An 18,564-nucleotide genomic window follows, 5' to 3' on the forward strand; every position below is an offset into this window, starting at 1 on the left:
CCTGGCGGCTTTAGCGCGGTGGTCCCACCTGACCCCATGCCGAACTCAGAAGTGAAACGCCGTAGCGCCGATGGTAGTGTGGGGTCTCCCCATGTGAGAGTAGGGAACTGCCAGGCATCAAATTTAGCGTGCTGATATGGCTCAGTTGGTAGAGCGCACCCTTGGTAAGGGTGAGGTCCCCAGTTCGACTCTGGGTATCAGCACCACTTTATACTTAGGTTAAAGTTCGGCAAGAAGTAAAAGAATTTGTCTGGCGGCTTTAGCGCGGTGGTCCCACCTGACCCCATGCCGAACTCAGAAGTGAAACGCCGTAGCGCCGATGGTAGTGTGGGGTCTCCCCATGTGAGAGTAGGGAACTGCCAGACATCAAATAAGTGAGAAGGCCATCCGAAAGGATGGCCTTTTTGCGTTATGATTCTCGTGAAAACGGTAGGCCCGGTAAGCGCAGCGCCACCGGGCAAAAAGATCTGATTAATGAATCACCTGCGACAGGAATGCTCGCGTACGTTCTGACTTCGGATGCGCAAAGAACTCATCTGGCGGCGCCTGCTCAACAATCTCCCCACGATCCATAAAGATCACCCGGTCAGCCACGGTTCGCGCGAACCCCATCTCATGCGTGACACACAGCATGGTCATGCCGGATTGTGCCAGTCCAATCATGGTATCCAGAACCTCCTTCACCATTTCCGGATCGAGGGCTGATGTCGGTTCATCAAACAGCATAATTTTCGGTTTCATACACAGTGAACGGGCGATAGCCACACGCTGCTGCTGTCCACCCGATATCTGACCGGGAAACTTATTGGCATGCTCTGCGATACGTACACGCTCCAGATAGTGCATTGCCAACGCCTCGGCTTCCTTTTTCGGCATCTTTCGTACCCAAATCGGCGCAAGCGTACAGTTCTGCAGAACGGTCAGGTGCGGAAACAGATTAAAGTGCTGAAATACCATTCCCACTTCCTGACGCACGCGTTCGATATTGCGGATATCTTCATTCAGCTCGATACCATCAACCACGATGCGTCCTTGCTGATGCTCTTCAAGGTGGTTAATACAGCGAATGGTTGTGGATTTCCCGGAGCCGGACGGGCCGCACAGGACAATGCGTTCGCCCTGTTTGACCTTAAGATTAATGTCCTTCAGGACATGAAACTGTCCGTACCATTTGTTCACGTTTTCCAGCGTAATCATCGCGTCGGCGGGTGTCATAGTTATTTGGCTCATATTTTCCTCAGTGCGGTGTACGCCCGGTGTTAAAGCGCTTTTCCAGATGCTGGCTGTAGCGCGACATGCTAAAACAAAAGATCCAGTAGATTAGGGCAGCAAAGACATATCCTTCGGTGGACATGCCCAGCCAGACAGGGTCAACGGTAGCCTGTTGCACGCTGCTAAAGAGATCGAACAATCCGATGATGATCACCAGGCTGGTATCCTTGAAGAGGGCAATGATCGTGTTGACCAGGCCCGGAATGACCAGCTTGAGTGCCTGGGGAAGAATGACCAGCCCCTGGGTTTTCCAGTAGCCGAGCGCCAGTGATTCCGCCGCTTCGTACTGGCCTTTAGGCAACGCCTGCAGACCACCGCGCACAACTTCAGCGACATAGGCGGACTGGAAGAGAATTACCCCGACCAGGGCACGAATCAGTTTGTCGATCGTTGTCCCTTCTGCCATAAACAGCGGCAGCATGACTGACGACATAAAGAGAACGGTAATAAGCGGCACGCCGCGCCAGAACTCAATGAAGATAACGGAGAGCACGCGAACGATCGGCATTTTTGAACGCCGTCCGAGGGCAAGTAAAATCCCCCACGGCAGGGCACCGGCTATCCCCACTGACGCGATAATCAGTGTCAGCGTCAGTCCGCCCCACTGGCGTGTTTCAACGCGTTCCAGCCCCAGAAAACCGCCATAGAGCAGCACCCAGACAATAATCGGATAAACCACCGCCCAGACGGCAATATAGCGTCCACGGTGAGGCAGCTTTTTCCAGAACATGACTGCGACAGAGAGCAGACCGATAACCAGCGCGAGGTTAATCCGCCAGCGCTGTTCATGCGGATACAATCCATACATGAACTGACCGAAACGTTCATGAATAAACACCCAGCAGGCACCGGCTTTTGTACAGTCAGCTCGGGTTGAACCGACCCAGTTGGCCTGTAAAAACGCCCAGTTCAGCAGGGGAGGAATCAATTCCCACATGAGCCACAGGCAGACAATCGTCAGCAGGCTGTTACTCCAGCTGGAGAACAGATTCTTTCGCGCCCAGAGAATGAAACGTCCACCTGTCGAGTTGGCAGGGCGCGAGGCGTGCGACAGTATCGCTTTTGTCATCATAGATCCTTAGCGCTCGACCAGTGCTATACGACGGTTATAGAGGTTCATCAGCAGTGAAATTACCAGGCTGATGATGAGATAGACAGACATGGTGATGGCGATGGTTTCAATGGCTTGTCCGGTCTGGTTAAGCACGGTTCCGGCGAAGAGTGACACCATATCCGGGTAACCAATAGCGGCGGCCAGCGACGAGTTTTTGACGATGTTAAGATACTGGCTGGTCAGAGGCGGAATGATGACCCGCAACGCCTGCGGAATAATGACCTGGCGAAGCGTCACCGTATGCGGTAATCCTAATGAGCGTGCCGCTTCGTGTTGCCCGTGCGGGACGGCCTGGATCCCGGCACGAATAATCTCAGCGATAAAGGCTGAGGTATAAATCGATAGCGCCAATGTCAGGGCCGCCAGTTCAGGAATTAACACCATTCCACCCTGGAAGTTAAAGCCTCGCAGATGGGGAACATCCCAGTGCAACGCGGCGCCAAACAGCCAGTGCGCCACTAGCGGCAGGCTAACGATCAGGATGACTGCGGTGGGCCAGGTTCTACGAAGCTGACCGGTTTTGATCTGATGCTTGCGGTTAAAACGGAATACCCCAGCGGAGAGGGCAAGCGCTATCACAATCGCGCCGATGAAAGCGTACAGTCCTTCGCCCGGCTGAGGAGAAGGAATGGACAACCCACGGTTACTCAGGAAAAACAGCTCAAACGCGTCGACGGCCTGACGGGGACCTGGAAGGTTACGCAGTACGGCGAAATACCAGAAGAAGATCTGCAGCAGCGGGGGGATATTGCGGAACGTCTCGATATAAACAGTCGACAGTTTCCGCAGGAGCCAGTTTTCTGAAAGACGTGCCAGGCCAATAAAGAAGCCCAGTATCGACGCGAAGACGATACAAAGCGCCGATACCAACAGCGTATTCAGTAAACCGACCACGAATACGCGTCCGTACGTGTCACCTTCCTGGTAATCAATAAGATGCTGAACAATGCCAAAGCCCGCGCTGCGATCCAAAAACGCAAAACCGGAGGTAATGCCGCGATTGTTCAGGTTGGTGATGGTGTTATGGATGAGATACACGGCGATGAGAACAACCGCAACAATAGCAATAATCTGGAATAGCCAGGCGCGGACCGCGGGATGAGAAAAGGATAGCGATCCTTTTACGGCTGAGCGGCGATGGGACATAAAGAAACCTCAGTGACCATGACTCTGGAGTGGGCACTGCATGAGCAGTGCCCGTTACAGCTATGACTTAACGTACTGGTGGCGCGTACTGAATACCGCCGTTGTTCCAGAGATTGTTCTGACCGCGTTTGATCTTCAGCGGGCTTTCCGATCCCACGTTGCGTTCAAAGATCTCCGAGTAGTTGCCCACCTGTTTGATGATGTTGTAAGCCCATTTATTATCCAGCTTCAGATCTTTGCCGAAATCACCTTCTTTACCGAGCAAGTGCGCCATATCCGGGTTAGATGGATTAGCCGCTTTCTCATCCACGTTTTTCGAGTTGATGCCCATCTCTTCTGCGTTCAGCATGGCAAACAGCGTCCAGCGAACAATGGAGAACCAGTCTTCATCGCCACGACGAACGACGGGTCCGAGAGGTTCTTTGGAGATCACTTCAGGCAGGACAATCCACTCTGCCGGATTGCTCAGCTTAATGCGTAAGGCGTACAGCTGTGACTGGTCAGAGGCCAGCGTGTCGCAACGGCCGGATTCCAGCGCTTTAGCCGACTCATCCGAGCGGTCGAATGTCACTGGCGTGTATTTCATGTTATTTGCTTTGAAATAATCGGCGACGTTCAGCTCGGTATCGGTACCCGCCTGAATACAAACGGTCGCACCATCCAGCTCTTTGGCGCTTTTCAGGCCTGCTTTATTGTGGGTCAGGAAGCCGATCCCGTCATAATAGGTCACGCCCGTAAATGACATCCCCATACCCGCGTCGCGGGAGGAGGTCCAGGTGGTATTACGGGAGAGCATGTCAACCTCGCCGGACTGCAGTGCCGTAAAGCGTTCTTTTGCCGTCAGCGGGGTATATTTTACCTTGCTGTCATCGCCAAAAACGGCGGCGGCAACACCACGGCAGACATCTACATCAATACCGGTAAATTTGCCGTTCGCATCGGCATAAGAGAAGCCAGGCAAACCGTCACTGATACCACATTGAACAAAACCTTTCTTTTTAACGGCATCCAGTGTCGTTCCCGCATGGGCTTGACCGGCTACGGCAAACATCAAGCCTGCAGCGGCCAGGCTGGCTATCATCGTCTTTTTCATAATGCTTTCTGTGTGGCGAAATTTATCGTTATAGAGGCGTTTTTTAAACGCTTTACCTGTCTGTGGCTTTGGCCAACGTTTATAAAGCAAACGTAATGCCAGTTTTGCGTTCGGCAAAATAAGAGATGAGTGAACGCTTAATGCTGAGTGTAGACAGGCTTAAATAAAACGAGCGCCCTGAAACGGTGCGAAATTACAACCTGTGCCACAAATTGGAGCAAAAGTTTTGAGGCGTGCCAGAAAAAAGAAGAGATAGTTTCCAGAGTGAATATTGGCAGGATATTCAATAATATTAATGTGTGAAAATCATCACAATAGAACAGGTAATTTAAAAAAGTGTACGAAAAAGATGTGACTGGCTTCAGGCTGAAGTGAAAGGTACGAATAAATACGGGGCTATTTTTTTACTTCTTTGAAAATAGTGCACTGATTAAAAGCAAAAGCGCGGCCAGAGCCGCGCTTTCTTAACTGATGTTACTTCGTCAGGGCAACAATACCCAGCGTCAAGCCCGCCACTGCGGCAGCGCCGCCAGCGATCGCACCTGCTGTTTCCCAGTTGTCCTGGGTGGTGCCTTTCATACAGGTATTGGTATGAACCAGTCGGCCCTGGTCGTCGTAAACCGGTACACATGGAGAGTCGTGCGCGCAACCAGCAAGCAGCGCAGCGAGTAGTGCAACGGAAATGAATCTTTTCATGATGTTACCTCAGTATTATTTCTCGTCCGCTATAAAGCCAGGAGGGCAATTAACGAACTGGAGGTTATTTTACCACCGGGGTAAGTCCGCGTTACACGAGGAATAATCTCAAATTATGTAGTTTGTAAAAATCGTGGAGAAAAATCGATTTCCGGATGAATTAATGGAGACATTATGAAGGGGTAAGAGAGTGTTTTTACTTAATGCAAATCACTGTATTTTTAACATGGCTTTTGCTTAATGCCTAATTCATTGTTTATGTTAAAAATAAAAAAGGCACCAGAGGTGCCTTTTTAGGGAAATGTTAATCTTTATGGCGGGTAAAGCGTCGACGAACAACCACAAAGAAGACGGGCACGAAGAAAATCGCCAGAAGCGTTGCGGAAAGCATTCCCCCCATCACACCCGTACCGACGGCGTTTTGCGCACCGCTCCCGGCTCCGGTACTGATCACCAGCGGCATGACGCCAAGGATAAAGGCCAGGGAGGTCATCAGGATCGGTCGAAGGCGCATCCTTGACGCTTCAAGCGTAGCTTCAATGATGCCTTTACCTTCTTTCTCCATCAGGTCTTTAGCAAATTCGACGATCAGGATGGCGTTTTTCGCCGACAGACCAATTGTGGTCAGCAGGCCGACCTGGAAATAGACGTCATTGTTTAACCCGCGCAGCGAGGCTGCGAGAAGGGCCCCGATGACCCCCAACGGCACAACCAGCATAACGGAGAACGGAATGGACCAGCTTTCATACAGCGCTGCCAGACACAGGAACACCACGATCAGTGAAATGGCGTACAGTGCAGGCGCCTGGTTACCCGAAAGTCGCTCCTGGTAAGACATTCCCGTCCAGTCATAACCAATGCCGGAAGGCAATTTTGCCGCGAGGCTTTCCATCATAGCCATGGCCTCACCGGTACTTTTACCCGGGGCTGATTCGCCGAGGATCTCCATCGAAGGCATTCCGTTGTAGCGCTCCAGACGAGGTGAACCATAAACCCAGTGAGCGTTGCTAAAGGCTGAGAACGGCACCATTTCCCCGTTCGCGCTGCGCACATAAAGGTTGTTAATATCCCCTGGCAACATACGGAATTTCGCGTCGGCCTGTACATAGACTTTTTTCACGCGGCCATGATCGATAAAGTCATTCACATAGGTGCCCCCTAAGGCCGTCGAAATCGTCTGGTTGACGTCAGAAAGACTGACGCCCAGCGCCTGTGCTTTCTCCTGATCGACATCCAGTTTGAACTGAGGCGTATCTTCAAGACCGTTTGGACGTACGCGCACCAGCAGGTCAGGATGCTCTTTCACCATGCCGAGCAGCTGGTTACGCGCCTGCGTCAGCTGGGTATGCCCCAGGTTTGCCTGATCGATAAGTTCAAAGTCGAAGCCCGTTGCGGTTCCTAACTCAATAATAGCGGGCAGGTTAAACGGGAATACAAGGCCGTCTTTAATCTGACTGAAAGCTTTTGTCGCGCGACCCACAATGGCTTCAACGCCATTTTCCGCCCCAGGACGCTCTTCCCAGGGCTTCAGGCTGATGAAGGCAATACCGGAGTTCTGACCCTGGCCGCTAAAGCTAAAGCCGTTTACGGTAAAGACGGATTCAACATTTGCTTTCTCTTTGTTCAGGTAGTAGTCCTGAACCTGGTCGAGAACCTGCTGAGTACGCGTCTGGGTTGCCCCCGCCGGGAGTTGAACCATTGTCATAAACACCCCCTGATCCTCTTCGGGGAGGAAGGAGGTCGGTAAGCGCAGGAAGAGCACCGCCATTCCACCGACAATAATGACGTACACCAACAGATAGCGTCCGGTCTTGCGCAAGATACCGCTCACGCTGTTACTGTAGTGCTCAACGCTCTTATCAAAGAGCGCATTAAACCAGCCGAAGAAGCCACCTTTTTTCTCATGATGATCGGCTGAAACAGGCTTAAGCAACGTTGCACAGAGCGCTGGCGTCAGGATTAGCGCAACCAGTACTGACAATGCCATAGCGGAAACGATAGTTAGCGAGAACTGGCGATAGATCGCCCCCGTCGAGCCGCCAAAAAAGGCCATCGGGATAAAGACCGCCGAGAGCACCATGGCGATCCCCACCAGTGCCCCCTGGATCTGTCCCATCGATTTCTGCGTAGCCTCTTTCGGCGGCAGCTTGTCCTCGACCATGACGCGTTCAACGTTCTCAACGACCACGATGGCGTCATCAACCAGCAGACCTATCGCCAGCACCATGCCGAACATTGTCAGGGTATTGATGGAGAAACCGAACGCCGCCAGAACCGCGAAGGTACCCAGCAGAACGACCGGAACCGCGATAGTCGGGATGAGCGTTGCCCGCAGGTTTTGCAGGAACAGGTACATAACCAGGAAGACGAGAATAATCGCTTCAAACAGGGTCTTCACCACTTCGTGGATGGAGATTTTCACAAACGGTGTGGTGTCATAGGGGTAGACGACTTTTAGCCCCTGCGGGAAGAACGGCTGCAGTTGTGCCAGCTTGCTCTTGATGGCTGCCGCTGTATCCAGCGCATTTGCCCCTGTTGCCAGCTTAATCCCCAGGCCGGTTGCCGCCTGCCCGTTGATTTTTGTCACCATGTTGTAGTTTTCGCCACCTAGCTCAATGCGAGCCACATCCTTCAGATGCACCATCGAGCCGTCCTGGTTCACCTTGAGCGTCACGCGGCCAAACTCTTCCGGTGATTTCAGGCGGGTTTGCGCGATGATCGAGGCATTCAGCTGCTGTCCTGGAATGGATGGCGTCCCGCCCAACTGGCCTGCCGCTATCTGGTCGTTCTGCGTTTTCAGCTGGTTGATAATATCCAGCGGCGTCAGCTGGTATTTGTTCATCGCATTGCTGTCGAGCCAGATACGCATCGCATACTGGGCGCCGAACAGCTGCACGTCACCGACACCAGACGTTCGGCTGATGGCATCTTTGACGTTCGAGGCAACATAGTCGGAGATGTCATCCTGCGTGAGGTTTTTGTTGTCTGAAACAAAACCGGCGACCAGCAGGAAGCTACTGCTGGACTTCTCAACGCCAATCCCTTGCTGCTGCACCTCTTGCGGCAGCAGTGGCATGGCGAGCTGCAGCTTGTTCTGCACCTGCACCTGGGCGATGTCCGGATCGGTTCCGGACTCGAAGGTCAGGGTGATGGTGACGTTACCCGCTGAATCGCTGGTGGAGGACATATACATCAGGTTATCGATACCGTTCATGTTCTGCTCGATAACCTGGGTCACGGTATCCTGCACCGTTTGAGCATCTGCTCCCGGGTAGGTAGCGGATATCGCCACGGCGGGAGGCGCAATGGTCGGATACTGTGCGACGGGAAGTTTGAGAATGGCCAGCCCACCAGCAATCATCAAAATGATGGCAAGTACCCAGGCGAAAACCGGTCTCTGAATAAAGAAATTAGCCATGTCGTCGTCCCTTAACTGGCTGGAGCGGTGGTGGTATCAGGCGTAGCGACGACGGTTACGCCCGGTCTGACCTTTTGTAGCCCGCTGACAATCACGCGGTCACCGTTTTTCAGCCCTTCCGTCACCAGCCAGCGGTCGCCAATCGCCTGAGGCGCAACGACGGTGCGAGACTCAACCTGGTTTTTATCGTTCACCACCATCACGGTGGCATCGCCTCGCGGCGTACGAGTCACGCCTTGTTGGGGAACTAGAATCGCATCCGGCTGCGTACCTTCATCAATCCGGGCGCGAACGAACATACCCGGTAACAGCAGATGTTGAGGATTCGGGAAAATGGCGCGCAGGGTAATCGAGCCGGTACTTTGATCCACCGTGACGTCTGAGAACTGCAATGTGCCTTTCAGCGGATAGGGCTGCCCGTTCTCCATCAGTAGCTCAACGCTGCTGGTGGTATCGCCTTTTTGCAGGCTCGTCTGCTTCAGGCGCAAAAAATCATTACTGGACTGGGTGACATCGACATACATCGGATCAAGCTGCTGAACCGTTGCCAGCGCCGCTGCCTGCCCGTTGGTGACCAGCGCCCCTTCCGTTACGCTGGATTTGCCGATGCGACCATCAACGGGCGATGTCACTTTGGTATAGGCAAGGTTGATGCGCGCGCTTTCAACGCCCGCTTTGGCGGCGACGACGCTGGCGTCTGCCTGCTGGGCCGTGGCCACGGCCTGGTCATACTCCTGCTTGCTGACATACTGTGTACCGACCAGCGGGAGATAACGTTTCACCGTCAGGTGAGCAATATTGGCCGCCGCCTGGGCCTTCGCCAGCTCGCCTTTGGCGTTGTCGTAAGCCGCCTGATAGGTTGCAGGATCAATCTGGTAAAGCGAATCTCCAGCTTTTACATCGCTGCCCTCCGTGAAGTTGCGACGCAGGATAATACCGCTAACCTGCGGACGAACCTCTGCAACGCGGAACGCATCTGTTCTGCCCGGGAGTTCAGTGGTGACAGCCAGCGGTGCGCTTTTCACAATATGCACAGTGACCTGGGGAGCCTGCGGATGTTGTTGTTGTTGGTTTTCCTGGCCATCGCATCCTGAGAGCAGCACAGCGCAGACAATGAAACCGGCTAAGGGTAAGCGTCTGAAATGATTCGTCATTACTGTTCCTTTAAATACCCGGTAACCGATATTTAGCGTGAATCGGTAGCAGGGGCAGCGGGATAAAAAAATAAAATGTAGCTGCGTATAATAATGAGGGTATTTAATGTTTTTTAATTTATAAGTGCGAATGGCAAGGTCTGAGCAGAAAAATCAGAATCAGACTCGGTTTATTTCTCTGTCTTCTTCCGGCAAGCTAATCAGTTAAATAGCGCTTAATGTGCCTCATTTATTCATGGCATGAATTTAAACTTAAATATGTATTTAGCTAAACTATAAATTAAGAGGATTGACTTTTTTTGTGCAAAACTAAAACGGGAATTGGTGAATACTTTCTTTCTCCTGACCTGTGTTACGAATAAACTTTGTGAGTAGCGAGTCGTTGTCTATGGCGCGGAAAAAGAAAGAAGAAGCTCAACAAACCCGGCAGCAGTTGATTGAGGCGGCTATCGGGCAGTTTGCGACGCGTGGCGTAGCCAACACCACGCTGACGGACATCGCGGATGCTGCAAATGTGACGCGCGGTGCAATCTATTGGCACTTCACCAGTAAAGCTGAAATATTTAATGCCATCTGGGAGCAGCAATTACCGCTTCGCGACATTATTCGCGACAGGCTTTCCCTTTCCGAAGGTGATGATCCATTGTTAATACTTCGTGAGCAATTTATTACTGCGTTGCAGTATATTGCGCGTGAGCCTCGACAATGCGCACTTTTACAAATTTTGTATCATAAATGTGAATTTAGCAGTGACATGATTTCAGAGAGAGACATCAGAAAACGGATTGGATTCAATTATGACACGCTGCGTGCCTCGCTGGAGGCCTGTATTTCACGTAACATCATTTCGCCAAAGGTAAATGTTGATCTGACCTTGATCGTATTCCACGGCTTTTTTAGCGGAATAATTAAAAACTGGTTAATGAATAACGAAAGTTTCAATCTTTATCAGCAGGCGCCCGCCCTGGTCGATAGCATTCTGGCGACACTCCCTGTCATTCGCGTATCGCCTCATGATGATGCTTACAGCCCTGCGCCAGGTAGCATCTCCCCTCGTGCACAAAGCGCCTCTATGGTTTGCGCGCTGACGGGTTTACCTAACAGATAACCCTGAAGGGTGTTGCAGCCCAACTCGGTCAAAAAGGCCTGCTGTGCTTCGGTTTCTACGCCTTCAGCCACGACTTTCAGATTGAGTGTTTTGGCGAGGGCCACAATCGCGGAGACAATGGTGGCATCCTCGCTTTCTCCGCTGAGCTCTTTCACGAACGCCCTGTCGATTTTCAATTCACAGGCGGGTAAGCGTTTGAGGTACAGCAGGCTTGAATAGCCGGTGCCAAAATCATCAATGGAGGCCTTTACGCCCGCTTTCGTCAGCTCTGTCAGCACCCGTACACTTTCATCCGGGTTGCTCATGGCCGTGGTTTCCGTCACCTCCAGGATCAACATTTCTGGTGGCACATGATGAAGTGCCAGGCAGTTGAGAACCGTGTTGACCAGCGAAGGCTGTTCAAACTGCAGCGTCGACAGGTTTACCGCCATTGACCAGCTTTGATGTCCCTGAAGATGCCATTCACGCAGCTGGCGACAGGCTTCATTAATTACCCAGTTGCCGATAGGGATAATCAGCCCCGTTTTCTCCGCCAGCGGCAGGAAAAGGTCCGGGGTCAGTAACCCCTGCTTAGGATGCTGCCAGCGCAATAACGCCTCAAATCCAAGGAGAGGGCCGGCGGGGGCGTGAAATTTTGGCTGATACAGCAGGCGGAGCTCATTGCGATCGATCGCCATCCACAGATCGTTCATTAACTGAAGGTGGGTCTGCGCCAGCGTATTCATCGAGGGCTGGAAAAAGTGGTAACCGTTCCGGCCCATATGCTTGGTATGGTACATCGCCGCATCGGCGTTAAACATGAGCTCACGTTCGGTTTTGCCGTCGTGAGGATACAGCGCGATCCCAATGCTGAGGGTGACCATCAGTTCATAGTGCTCGAGGTTGAACGGGCTATCGATCGCGCGCACCAGCGAATTCGCCAGCGATGCCGCATCGTCCGGGCCTTCCCCCTCAGCCAGCAGAACAAACTCATCACCGCCGATACGTGCCAGGGTGAACTGGCCCTTCAGGAGATGCAGCAGGCGCTCCGTTACGGCAATCAGCAGCTTGTCACCGACATCATGGCCGTAAGCGTCATTGATGGCTTTAAAGCCGTCGAGATCCATGAACATCAGGGCAAAATGGGTCCCCTCGCGATCGGCTTTGCTGATGGCCTGATCGAGTCGGTCTTCCAGCAGGATACGGTTGGGCAGCCGCGTCAGGGTATCGTGCAGGGCCAGCTGTGCGAGTTCCCGGTTAGCTTCCGCAAGGGACGAGGCCAGAAGGGCGGTACGCGCCTGAAGGCGGGCGTCCAGCATTGATACCAACAGGGTAATCCCAAGAATAGAGAGCGCGACAACGCTCACCAGCACCGCCAGCCAGCTCCCGTTAATACCCTCATGGTGAACCATTGTGGACATCGGAAACTGTGCGGCTTTCATCCCGGCGTAGTGCATCCCGGCAATGGCTATGCCCATGGTGATGGCGGCACCCGTGCGCATCAGCACGACCTGCGCGGCGTCGTGACGCAGGCGGAAGGTCAGCCATAATGCCGTGAGTGAAGCGGCAAGCGCAATGGCGACCGAAATGGCCACCCAGACCTTGTCCCAGATTATCCCGGGCATCACTTCCAGCGCGGCCATGCCGGTGTAATGCATGGCAACAATACCGCTTCCCATCACCAGCGCACCGGGCAGCAGACGGCGCAAGCGTAATTGATCGCAGCTCACGAGCCAGAGCGCGAACAGTGACGACCCGACGGCGATGACCATGGATAACACCGTCAGGCTGGCGTTGTAGCTCATGCTCATGGAGAGATCCATCGCCAGCATGCCGATAAAATGCATGGCCCACACGCCGATGCCCATTGCAATACCGCCGCCAGCCAGCCAGACGCGGGCAGCGACACCCTCACTCCCGGCGACACGTGCCGCCATATTCAGTGCGGTATACGCGGCAAGGATGGCAACAACAAAGGAGAGGACAACAAGGATATGGTTGTATTGGCTGACCAGCATGGACGGTTCTACTCGAGTGTGGGGTTACGCTAGAGCGGTTGAGAAGGGCGAGACATTATCACCGTCGGGTAATGGCTCAAAGGGATTTAAATCCCCGTTTTTAGTGGGTACTCACGGGGAGTTTGCGCAATCAGGCGGCTAGTCGAGCTCTGAACAGTTTACGAGTTTCAGGGGATTCACGGAGTTCATATTGCGACACTTATCGGTTTCGGTGCTCATCAGTTCAATCCACTGCATCAGAAGTGCATCGAAAATCAAAACGGAGATTGCAAAGACAACCAGCCACCAGTATTTACGAATCATTGTGTCATTCCGCGAGAAGAGCGCCAGTAAAGTGGGGGAAATATACACCAAAAGCGGCGGTTTTAAAGCGGGATAAGCGAAGGTTTACAAAGCGTTGACGGAGTGAAGCAGGGAATAAAAAAGGCGCTTCCCCATGCCGAAGAGCGCCTTTTTAAACAAGCATTTAACTGACTAGTATCAGTTCATGCCGTATTTTTTCAGTTTCTTACGCAGAGTACCACGGTTGATACCCATCATCAGCGCAGCGCGGGTTTGGTTACCGCGGGTGTATTGCATCACCATGTCCAACAGTGGCTGTTCAACTTCAGCCAGTACCAGCTCATACAGGTCATTAACATCCTGACCGTTCAGTTGAGCAAAATAGTTCTTCAGTGCCTGTTTAACCGAGTCACGCAGGGGCTTTTGAGTTACCTGATCCTGAGAGTTAACGGTAGAAACGGTCAGTACGTCAGAATTTACGCGTTGTTCGAACATAGTTCTGTCAGCTCTTTATTTCATTACGCAAGATTTTCGAAGTATGCCTCCAACGCCTCCAGCTGTTCGCTGGCATCCTCAATGGCGTTGAATGTGCGCCGAAACTGGTCATCTGGAGCGTGCTCCTGGAGATACCAGGAAACGTGTTTACGCGCAATTCGGTACCCTTTCGCCTGACCGTAGTGGTCATGCAGTTCCCGAACATGCGAACAAAGCAAGCGCTTAACCTCTGCCAGAGGCAGGGGAGCAAGCAGCTCTCCAGTGTCCAGATAATGCTGGATTTCCCGAAAGATCCAGGGTCTTCCCTGAGCGGCACGTCCTATCATCAGAGCATCAGCTCCCGTATAGTCGAGCACCGCTCTGGCTTTAAGCGGGTCAGTTATGTCGCCATTCGCGATAATCGGAATGGAAACTTTCTGCTTAACTGCCCGAATGCTGTCGTATTCAGCTTCACCGTTGAACAAACAGGCGCGCGTGCGTCCATGAATGGTCAGGGCCTGAATGCCACAGTCTTCGGCCAGTTGGGCAATCTCTACACAGTTACGGTGTTCCGGCGACCAACCCGTGCGAATCTTTAACGTAACAGGAACGTCCACTGCGCTGACAACCGCCGTCAGGATAGCTTTCACCTGGTCGGGGTATTGCAGAAGGGCTGAACCTGCAAGCTTGCGATTCACTTTTTTGGCCGGGCACCCCATATTGATATCAATAATCTGGGCACCACTTTCCACGTTGATACGCGCGGCATCTGCCATCTCTTCAGGCACGCTTCCGGCAATTTGCACGGTGCGAATACCGGGTTCATCAATGTGCACCATCCGAAGGCGGGATTTATCGCTTTCCCAAACCTGCGGGTTAGACGACATCATCTCGGATACGGTTAAACCGGCTCCCATCTCATAGCACAGCGTCCTGAACGGCCGGTCGGTAATACCTGCCATAGGGGCTGCGATCAGGCGATTTCTAAGCTGGTGGTGTCCGATGCGCATGAGTTAAGAAATGACCATACTGTGACTGCAAGGCGGCGTATATTACGCATTTTTTGCACGAGATGAAAGGCCAAACTTTGAACAATCCACTGTTGTAGATCAAGGAATCGCCGCTCAATCTTTCCGTTAAGAATTATTCACTATTTAAATCATTGTGTTAGACAGGAATGGCTATTTTATGAGCGCTTACAATTTCCCGTAACTTCTCATCATTTCTGAATAAATGGCCTACCTGAACGGGATAATCTGCTGTTTTTAGCAGCAGATTTTCCCTCTTCTTTGCGATCTGCGTCGCATTTTAGAACATGATATTAAGCCTCAGAATGGGCGTTATTCGACCACAACGCGCCCATGCAGAGACTGTACCGGGCGGTTATTATCGTGATGCATGGTATGGGTAAATTTCTCAAGCTGTTCTGCTGAGACGGTTAACGGCTGTTTGAGCACGATCCAGGTGACCCCTTCAGAACACGGTGGCGTGGTCAGAGATCCGCTAAAGCGCCAGTAGGTTTTCACCTTCGGCAGCAGCTTGTTCAGGTTGAGATCCTTCTCAATGGAGACGTTCTGTTCAGCCTGCTGCGGCATCACGCTCCACAGCTTATCCAGCTCCGGATTCGCAGCCCCTTTATCAAACATGACGGCTACCACGGTCAGCTCACCCGCGCTGTTTTTATGTACCAGATGCATCTCCATCGCGTACTTCTTGCCGTGCACGGTGTTTTCGCTTGGTGCATGGAAGTGGAACTGCTGGAGCGTCCAGGTTTGCTTGTCCAGAGTAATGGTGTCACGGGTGTCAGCCTGTTCGCTAGCCTGAATGGTATGGCCATTATTGGTCAGCGTTACAGGACCATCAATGTAGTGTGTTTGCAGCGGGGAGAGATGGGCGTTAGCGGTCGAATCAATATTTATCGGAGACTGGTTCATCCCTCTCTGGCAGGTCTTGTAGGCCTCGTCCAGTTCACCCCAGTGTTCCGGTGAACCTTCCCCTTCATAGCCCCAGTGTGATGCGAATGCTGAAGCCGAAACCATGCTCAGCGCAAACAGCGCTGCCTTGCCTGTAATGTGTTTCATCATATTCTTCCGGTGAATTTTTTAATACAAATCAACATGATTTGTGCGGTTATTTTACCGAAGAATGGCAGAGGGAGAGAGGATTATCAGTGGGAGAGAGGCGTGGTCAGAGGACCACGCCAAATGCTTATTTTTTACGACCGGTAATACGGCACCACTCTTCTTTCTCCACCACCGGGTCGAGAGCGAAAAGATCGGCGTAGGCTTCACACACGCTGTCTGCCTGGCTTGCCAGGATACCCGAAAGTCCCAGCAGACCGCCCTCAACGGGCAGCACGCTGATTAACGGAGCCAGCTCGCGCAGTGGGCCCGCCAGAATGTTTGCAACCACCACATCGGCTTTCATGGCTTTTGGCTGTGCATCCGGCAGATACAGCTCCAGTCGATCGGAAACGCCGTTGCGCTCGGCGTTGTCGCGACTGGCCTGAATGGCCTGCGGATCGATATCGATCCCGATAGCTTTTGCCGCGCCCAGTTTCAGGGCGGCAATCGCAAGGATCCCGGATCCACAGCCGAAGTCGATCACCGTCTTACCATCCAGATCGAGACCATCCAGCCACTGCAGGCACAGGGAGGTCGTTGGATGGGTGCCGGTACCAAACGCCAGACCCGGATCGAGCATGACGTTAACCGCGTTTTCATCAGGAACCTCGCGCCAGCTTGGGCAGATCCACAGACGCTTGCCGAACTGCATCGGATGGAAGTTATCCATCCATTCGCGTTCCCAGTCTTTGTCTTCCAGCTGTTCGATTTTGTGCGCAAAGCCCGCGCCCAGCAGAGGGTGGTTTTCCAGAATCGCGACGACCTCTTTCATGTCGGTTTCAGCATCGAACAGGCCAATCACGTCGGTATCGCCCCACAGGCGGGTTTCGCCCGGCAGCGGTTCAAAGACCGGCGTGTCATGCGTGTCCTGGAAGGTGATAGAGACCGAGCCGGCCTCCATCAGCGCATCGCTCAGCTCTTCGGCGTTCGCGCCGGTTGTATTCAGTTTTAGTTGGATCCACGGCATGGCAAAACTCTTTATTTATCAGTAGAAATCATAGCGGGCTGTGGGACGGGCTGACCGAAACGGTTCCCCACCACAAACGCCAGTAAACTTAGCAGTAACGAAGGCACAATCGGATGGAAGCCCAGGTACTGAATCTTAAACGTTGCGAGAACGGCGTACAGCACGCCGCCAACAATCATCGCGCTCAGCGCACCGGCAGCATTTGCGCGTTCCCAGTAGAGCCCTAACACCAGCGGCCACAGGAATACCGCCTCAAGCCCACCAAATGCCAGCAGGTTCAGCCAGATGATCATCTCCGGCGGGCGCCATGCGGCTAACAGCAGCAACGCGCCTAGCACCAGCGTAATCACCGCTGACATATGCTTCAGGCGACGTTCATTTTCAACCTGTTCAGGGCGCAGGTTCAGATAGAGATCTTTAATGATCGTAGCGGAACTTTGCAGTAACTGAGCGTTGATGGTCGACATAATGGCGGCCATTGGCGCAGCGAGGAAAATCCCGGCGGCAAAGGGGGGCAGTACTTTGACCATCAGCGTCGGGATCACCAGATCCGGCACGGTAAGATCGGGGATTACCGCGCGCCCTAATGCCCCCGCCAGATGCATACCAAACATCAGGACAGCGACCACAATCGTCCCGATGATGATGCCCTTGTGAACGGCTTTGCTGTCTTTATAGGAGATACAGCGCACGGCGGTATGCGGCAGACCAATTACTCCGAAGCAGACTAACACCCAGAATGAGGTCATAAAGGTCGGAGAGAGGATATCATCTGCGCCCTGCGGCGAGACCAGTTTCGGGTCAATCGCTTCCAGGGTTTCCACCGCGTGAGTGAGTCCACCCGCCGCATGGACAATCCCCACCAGCAGAACGATCGTACCGATGAGCATCACCATTCCCTGCAGCGTATCGTTCAGCACGCTGGCGCGGAATCCGCCAAACGCAGTATAGAGCGCGATGCTTACCCCGAAGATGATGAGGCCTGTCTCGTAAGGGATGCCGGCCGCCGTTTCCAGCAGACGCGCACCGCCGATAAACTGTACGGTCATCGCACCGATAAACGCCACCAGCAGGCTCAAGCTCGCCAGCCACACCAGCAAGCGGCTCTGGTAACGGGCAAAGAGCATATCGTTGAGCGTCACGGCATTGTAACGGCGCGCCAGAATGGCAAATTTTTTACCCAGTATGCCCAGCGAGAGCCAGACGGCAGGCAGTTGGATCATCGCCAGCAAAACCCAGCCTAACCCGTATTTGTAGGCCGCACCGGGGCCGCCAATAAACGAGCTGGCGCTGATATAGGTCGCGGTCAGCGTCATTGCCAGCACAACGCCGCCCATCGAACGGCTGCCGAGAAAATACTCGTTCAGAAAGGCACCGGTCGTTCTTTTGCGCATGGCGTAAATGGACAATCCAAATACGACCAGCAGGTAAGCGACAAGCGGCAGAATGACTTCAAGCTGCATCATCGTCCTCCAGCGGAATATCCCGGTAGATAAATTTCACCATTGCCCAGCACAGCAGGATAAACACCAGCGGAACCAGCAGGCAGGCCAATTCGAACCAGTGCGGCAGGCCGGTGATGCCAATAGCAGAGTCTGGTAAGTAAGCGGTTACTAACCATGCGGCAAGATAGAGAAGGGTCAGCCACAGCGCCCAGCGCGCTTCTTTATGGGCCTGAACAAAACGTTTGTCCATTTTTTGTCCCTTGTGGATGAAGAAA

At 53.0% G+C, this 18,564-nt stretch carries 16 protein-coding genes, 1 tRNA gene and 2 rRNA genes; 4 read left to right on the forward strand and 15 right to left on the reverse strand.

Annotated features, from left to right (window positions below; genetic code table 11):
* The 3 genes from rrf (LLF79_RS11145) to rrf (LLF79_RS11155) all read left to right on the forward strand — a co-directional run bounded on the left by rrf (LLF79_RS11145) (position 1) and on the right by rrf (LLF79_RS11155) (position 365).
* Positions 1 to 116, forward strand: a 5S ribosomal RNA gene (gene rrf / locus LLF79_RS11145).
* A gap of 14 nt (positions 117 to 130) precedes the next feature.
* Positions 131 to 206 (forward strand) — tRNA-Thr (locus LLF79_RS11150).
* Positions 207 to 249: 43 nt separating this feature from the next.
* Positions 250 to 365, forward strand: a 5S ribosomal RNA gene (gene rrf / locus LLF79_RS11155).
* A 106-nt stretch (positions 366 to 471) separates the two neighbouring features.
* Here rrf (LLF79_RS11155) and LLF79_RS11160 read toward each other — a convergent pair.
* From LLF79_RS11160 to LLF79_RS11190, 7 genes are all read right to left on the reverse strand, one after another.
* Complete coding sequence (locus tag LLF79_RS11160) at positions 472 to 1,230, reverse strand: amino acid ABC transporter ATP-binding protein (protein WP_014171880.1); 759 nt, start codon at positions 1,228 to 1,230, stop codon at positions 472 to 474.
* A gap of 7 nt (positions 1,231 to 1,237) precedes the next feature.
* Positions 1,238 to 2,341 (reverse strand): amino acid ABC transporter permease, encoded by a 1,104-nt coding sequence (locus LLF79_RS11165; RefSeq protein ID WP_023326203.1) that lies wholly within the window; start codon positions 2,339 to 2,341, stop codon positions 1,238 to 1,240.
* Between the two features lie 9 nt (positions 2,342 to 2,350).
* Complete coding sequence (locus tag LLF79_RS11170) at positions 2,351 to 3,532, reverse strand: amino acid ABC transporter permease (protein ID WP_008502869.1); 1,182 nt, start codon at positions 3,530 to 3,532, stop codon at positions 2,351 to 2,353.
* Between the two features lie 67 nt (positions 3,533 to 3,599).
* The gene (locus LLF79_RS11175; protein WP_008502868.1) at positions 3,600 to 4,625 is read right to left on the reverse strand and encodes an amino acid ABC transporter substrate-binding protein; all 1,026 of its coding nucleotides are present in this window, start codon (positions 4,623 to 4,625) and stop codon (positions 3,600 to 3,602) included.
* A gap of 474 nt (positions 4,626 to 5,099) precedes the next feature.
* Positions 5,100 to 5,321, reverse strand: a complete 222-nt coding sequence (locus LLF79_RS11180; protein ID WP_008502867.1) for a lipoprotein — start codon at positions 5,319 to 5,321, stop codon at positions 5,100 to 5,102.
* A gap of 304 nt (positions 5,322 to 5,625) precedes the next feature.
* Positions 5,626 to 8,739, reverse strand: coding sequence for an efflux RND transporter permease subunit (locus tag LLF79_RS11185; RefSeq protein ID WP_021242294.1), 3,114 nt, complete (start codon positions 8,737 to 8,739; stop codon positions 5,626 to 5,628).
* Between the two features lie 11 nt (positions 8,740 to 8,750).
* Positions 8,751 to 9,893, reverse strand: coding sequence for an efflux RND transporter periplasmic adaptor subunit (locus LLF79_RS11190; protein WP_227879544.1), 1,143 nt, complete (start codon positions 9,891 to 9,893; stop codon positions 8,751 to 8,753).
* Between the two features lie 388 nt (positions 9,894 to 10,281).
* Between LLF79_RS11190 and envR the strand changes: the two genes are divergently transcribed.
* Positions 10,282 to 11,001 carry an acrEF/envCD operon transcriptional regulator gene (gene envR, locus LLF79_RS11195; RefSeq protein ID WP_008502864.1) on the forward strand — a complete coding sequence of 240 codons (720 nt, stop codon included), beginning with the start codon at positions 10,282 to 10,284 and terminating at the stop codon, positions 10,999 to 11,001.
* Here envR and LLF79_RS11200 read toward each other — a convergent pair.
* The 8 genes from LLF79_RS11200 to LLF79_RS11235 form a co-directional block, all read right to left on the reverse strand.
* Positions 10,917 to 12,998 (reverse strand): bifunctional diguanylate cyclase/phosphodiesterase, encoded by a 2,082-nt coding sequence (locus LLF79_RS11200; RefSeq protein ID WP_139963963.1) that lies wholly within the window; start codon positions 12,996 to 12,998, stop codon positions 10,917 to 10,919. The two genes, envR and LLF79_RS11200, sit on opposite strands and share 85 nt — an antisense overlap.
* 138 nt (positions 12,999 to 13,136) lie before the next feature.
* Positions 13,137 to 13,301, reverse strand: coding sequence for a DUF2556 family protein (locus tag LLF79_RS11205; protein ID WP_008502862.1), 165 nt, complete (start codon positions 13,299 to 13,301; stop codon positions 13,137 to 13,139).
* A gap of 177 nt (positions 13,302 to 13,478) precedes the next feature.
* A complete protein-coding gene (fis, locus tag LLF79_RS11210; protein ID WP_000462905.1) occupies positions 13,479 to 13,775 on the reverse strand; it encodes a DNA-binding transcriptional regulator Fis in 297 nt (98 codons plus the stop codon).
* 23 nt (positions 13,776 to 13,798) lie between these two features.
* Positions 13,799 to 14,764 (reverse strand): tRNA dihydrouridine synthase DusB, encoded by a 966-nt coding sequence (gene dusB, locus LLF79_RS11215; protein WP_008502861.1) that lies wholly within the window; start codon positions 14,762 to 14,764, stop codon positions 13,799 to 13,801.
* 330 nt (positions 14,765 to 15,094) lie between these two features.
* On the reverse strand, positions 15,095 to 15,835 hold the full coding sequence (locus LLF79_RS11220) for a carbonic anhydrase (RefSeq protein ID WP_227879597.1): 741 nt from the start codon (positions 15,833 to 15,835) through the stop codon (positions 15,095 to 15,097).
* Positions 15,836 to 15,962: 127 nt separating this feature from the next.
* Positions 15,963 to 16,844 (reverse strand): 50S ribosomal protein L11 methyltransferase, encoded by an 882-nt coding sequence (gene prmA / locus LLF79_RS11225; RefSeq protein ID WP_227879545.1) that lies wholly within the window; start codon positions 16,842 to 16,844, stop codon positions 15,963 to 15,965.
* An 11-nt stretch (positions 16,845 to 16,855) separates the two neighbouring features.
* Positions 16,856 to 18,307 (reverse strand): sodium/pantothenate symporter, encoded by a 1,452-nt coding sequence (panF, locus tag LLF79_RS11230; protein ID WP_008502858.1) that lies wholly within the window; start codon positions 18,305 to 18,307, stop codon positions 16,856 to 16,858.
* Positions 18,297 to 18,539: a YhdT family protein gene (locus tag LLF79_RS11235; RefSeq protein ID WP_021242290.1), complete on the reverse strand. Its 243-nt coding sequence runs from the start codon at positions 18,537 to 18,539 to the stop codon at positions 18,297 to 18,299. Before LLF79_RS11235 ends, panF begins: the two co-directional genes overlap by 11 nt.
* Positions 18,540 to 18,564 lie beyond the last annotated feature (25 nt).

This window comes from Enterobacter cloacae complex sp. 2021EL-01169, assembly GCF_020733125.1.
Lineage (GTDB): Bacteria > Pseudomonadota > Gammaproteobacteria > Enterobacterales > Enterobacteriaceae > Enterobacter > Enterobacter roggenkampii.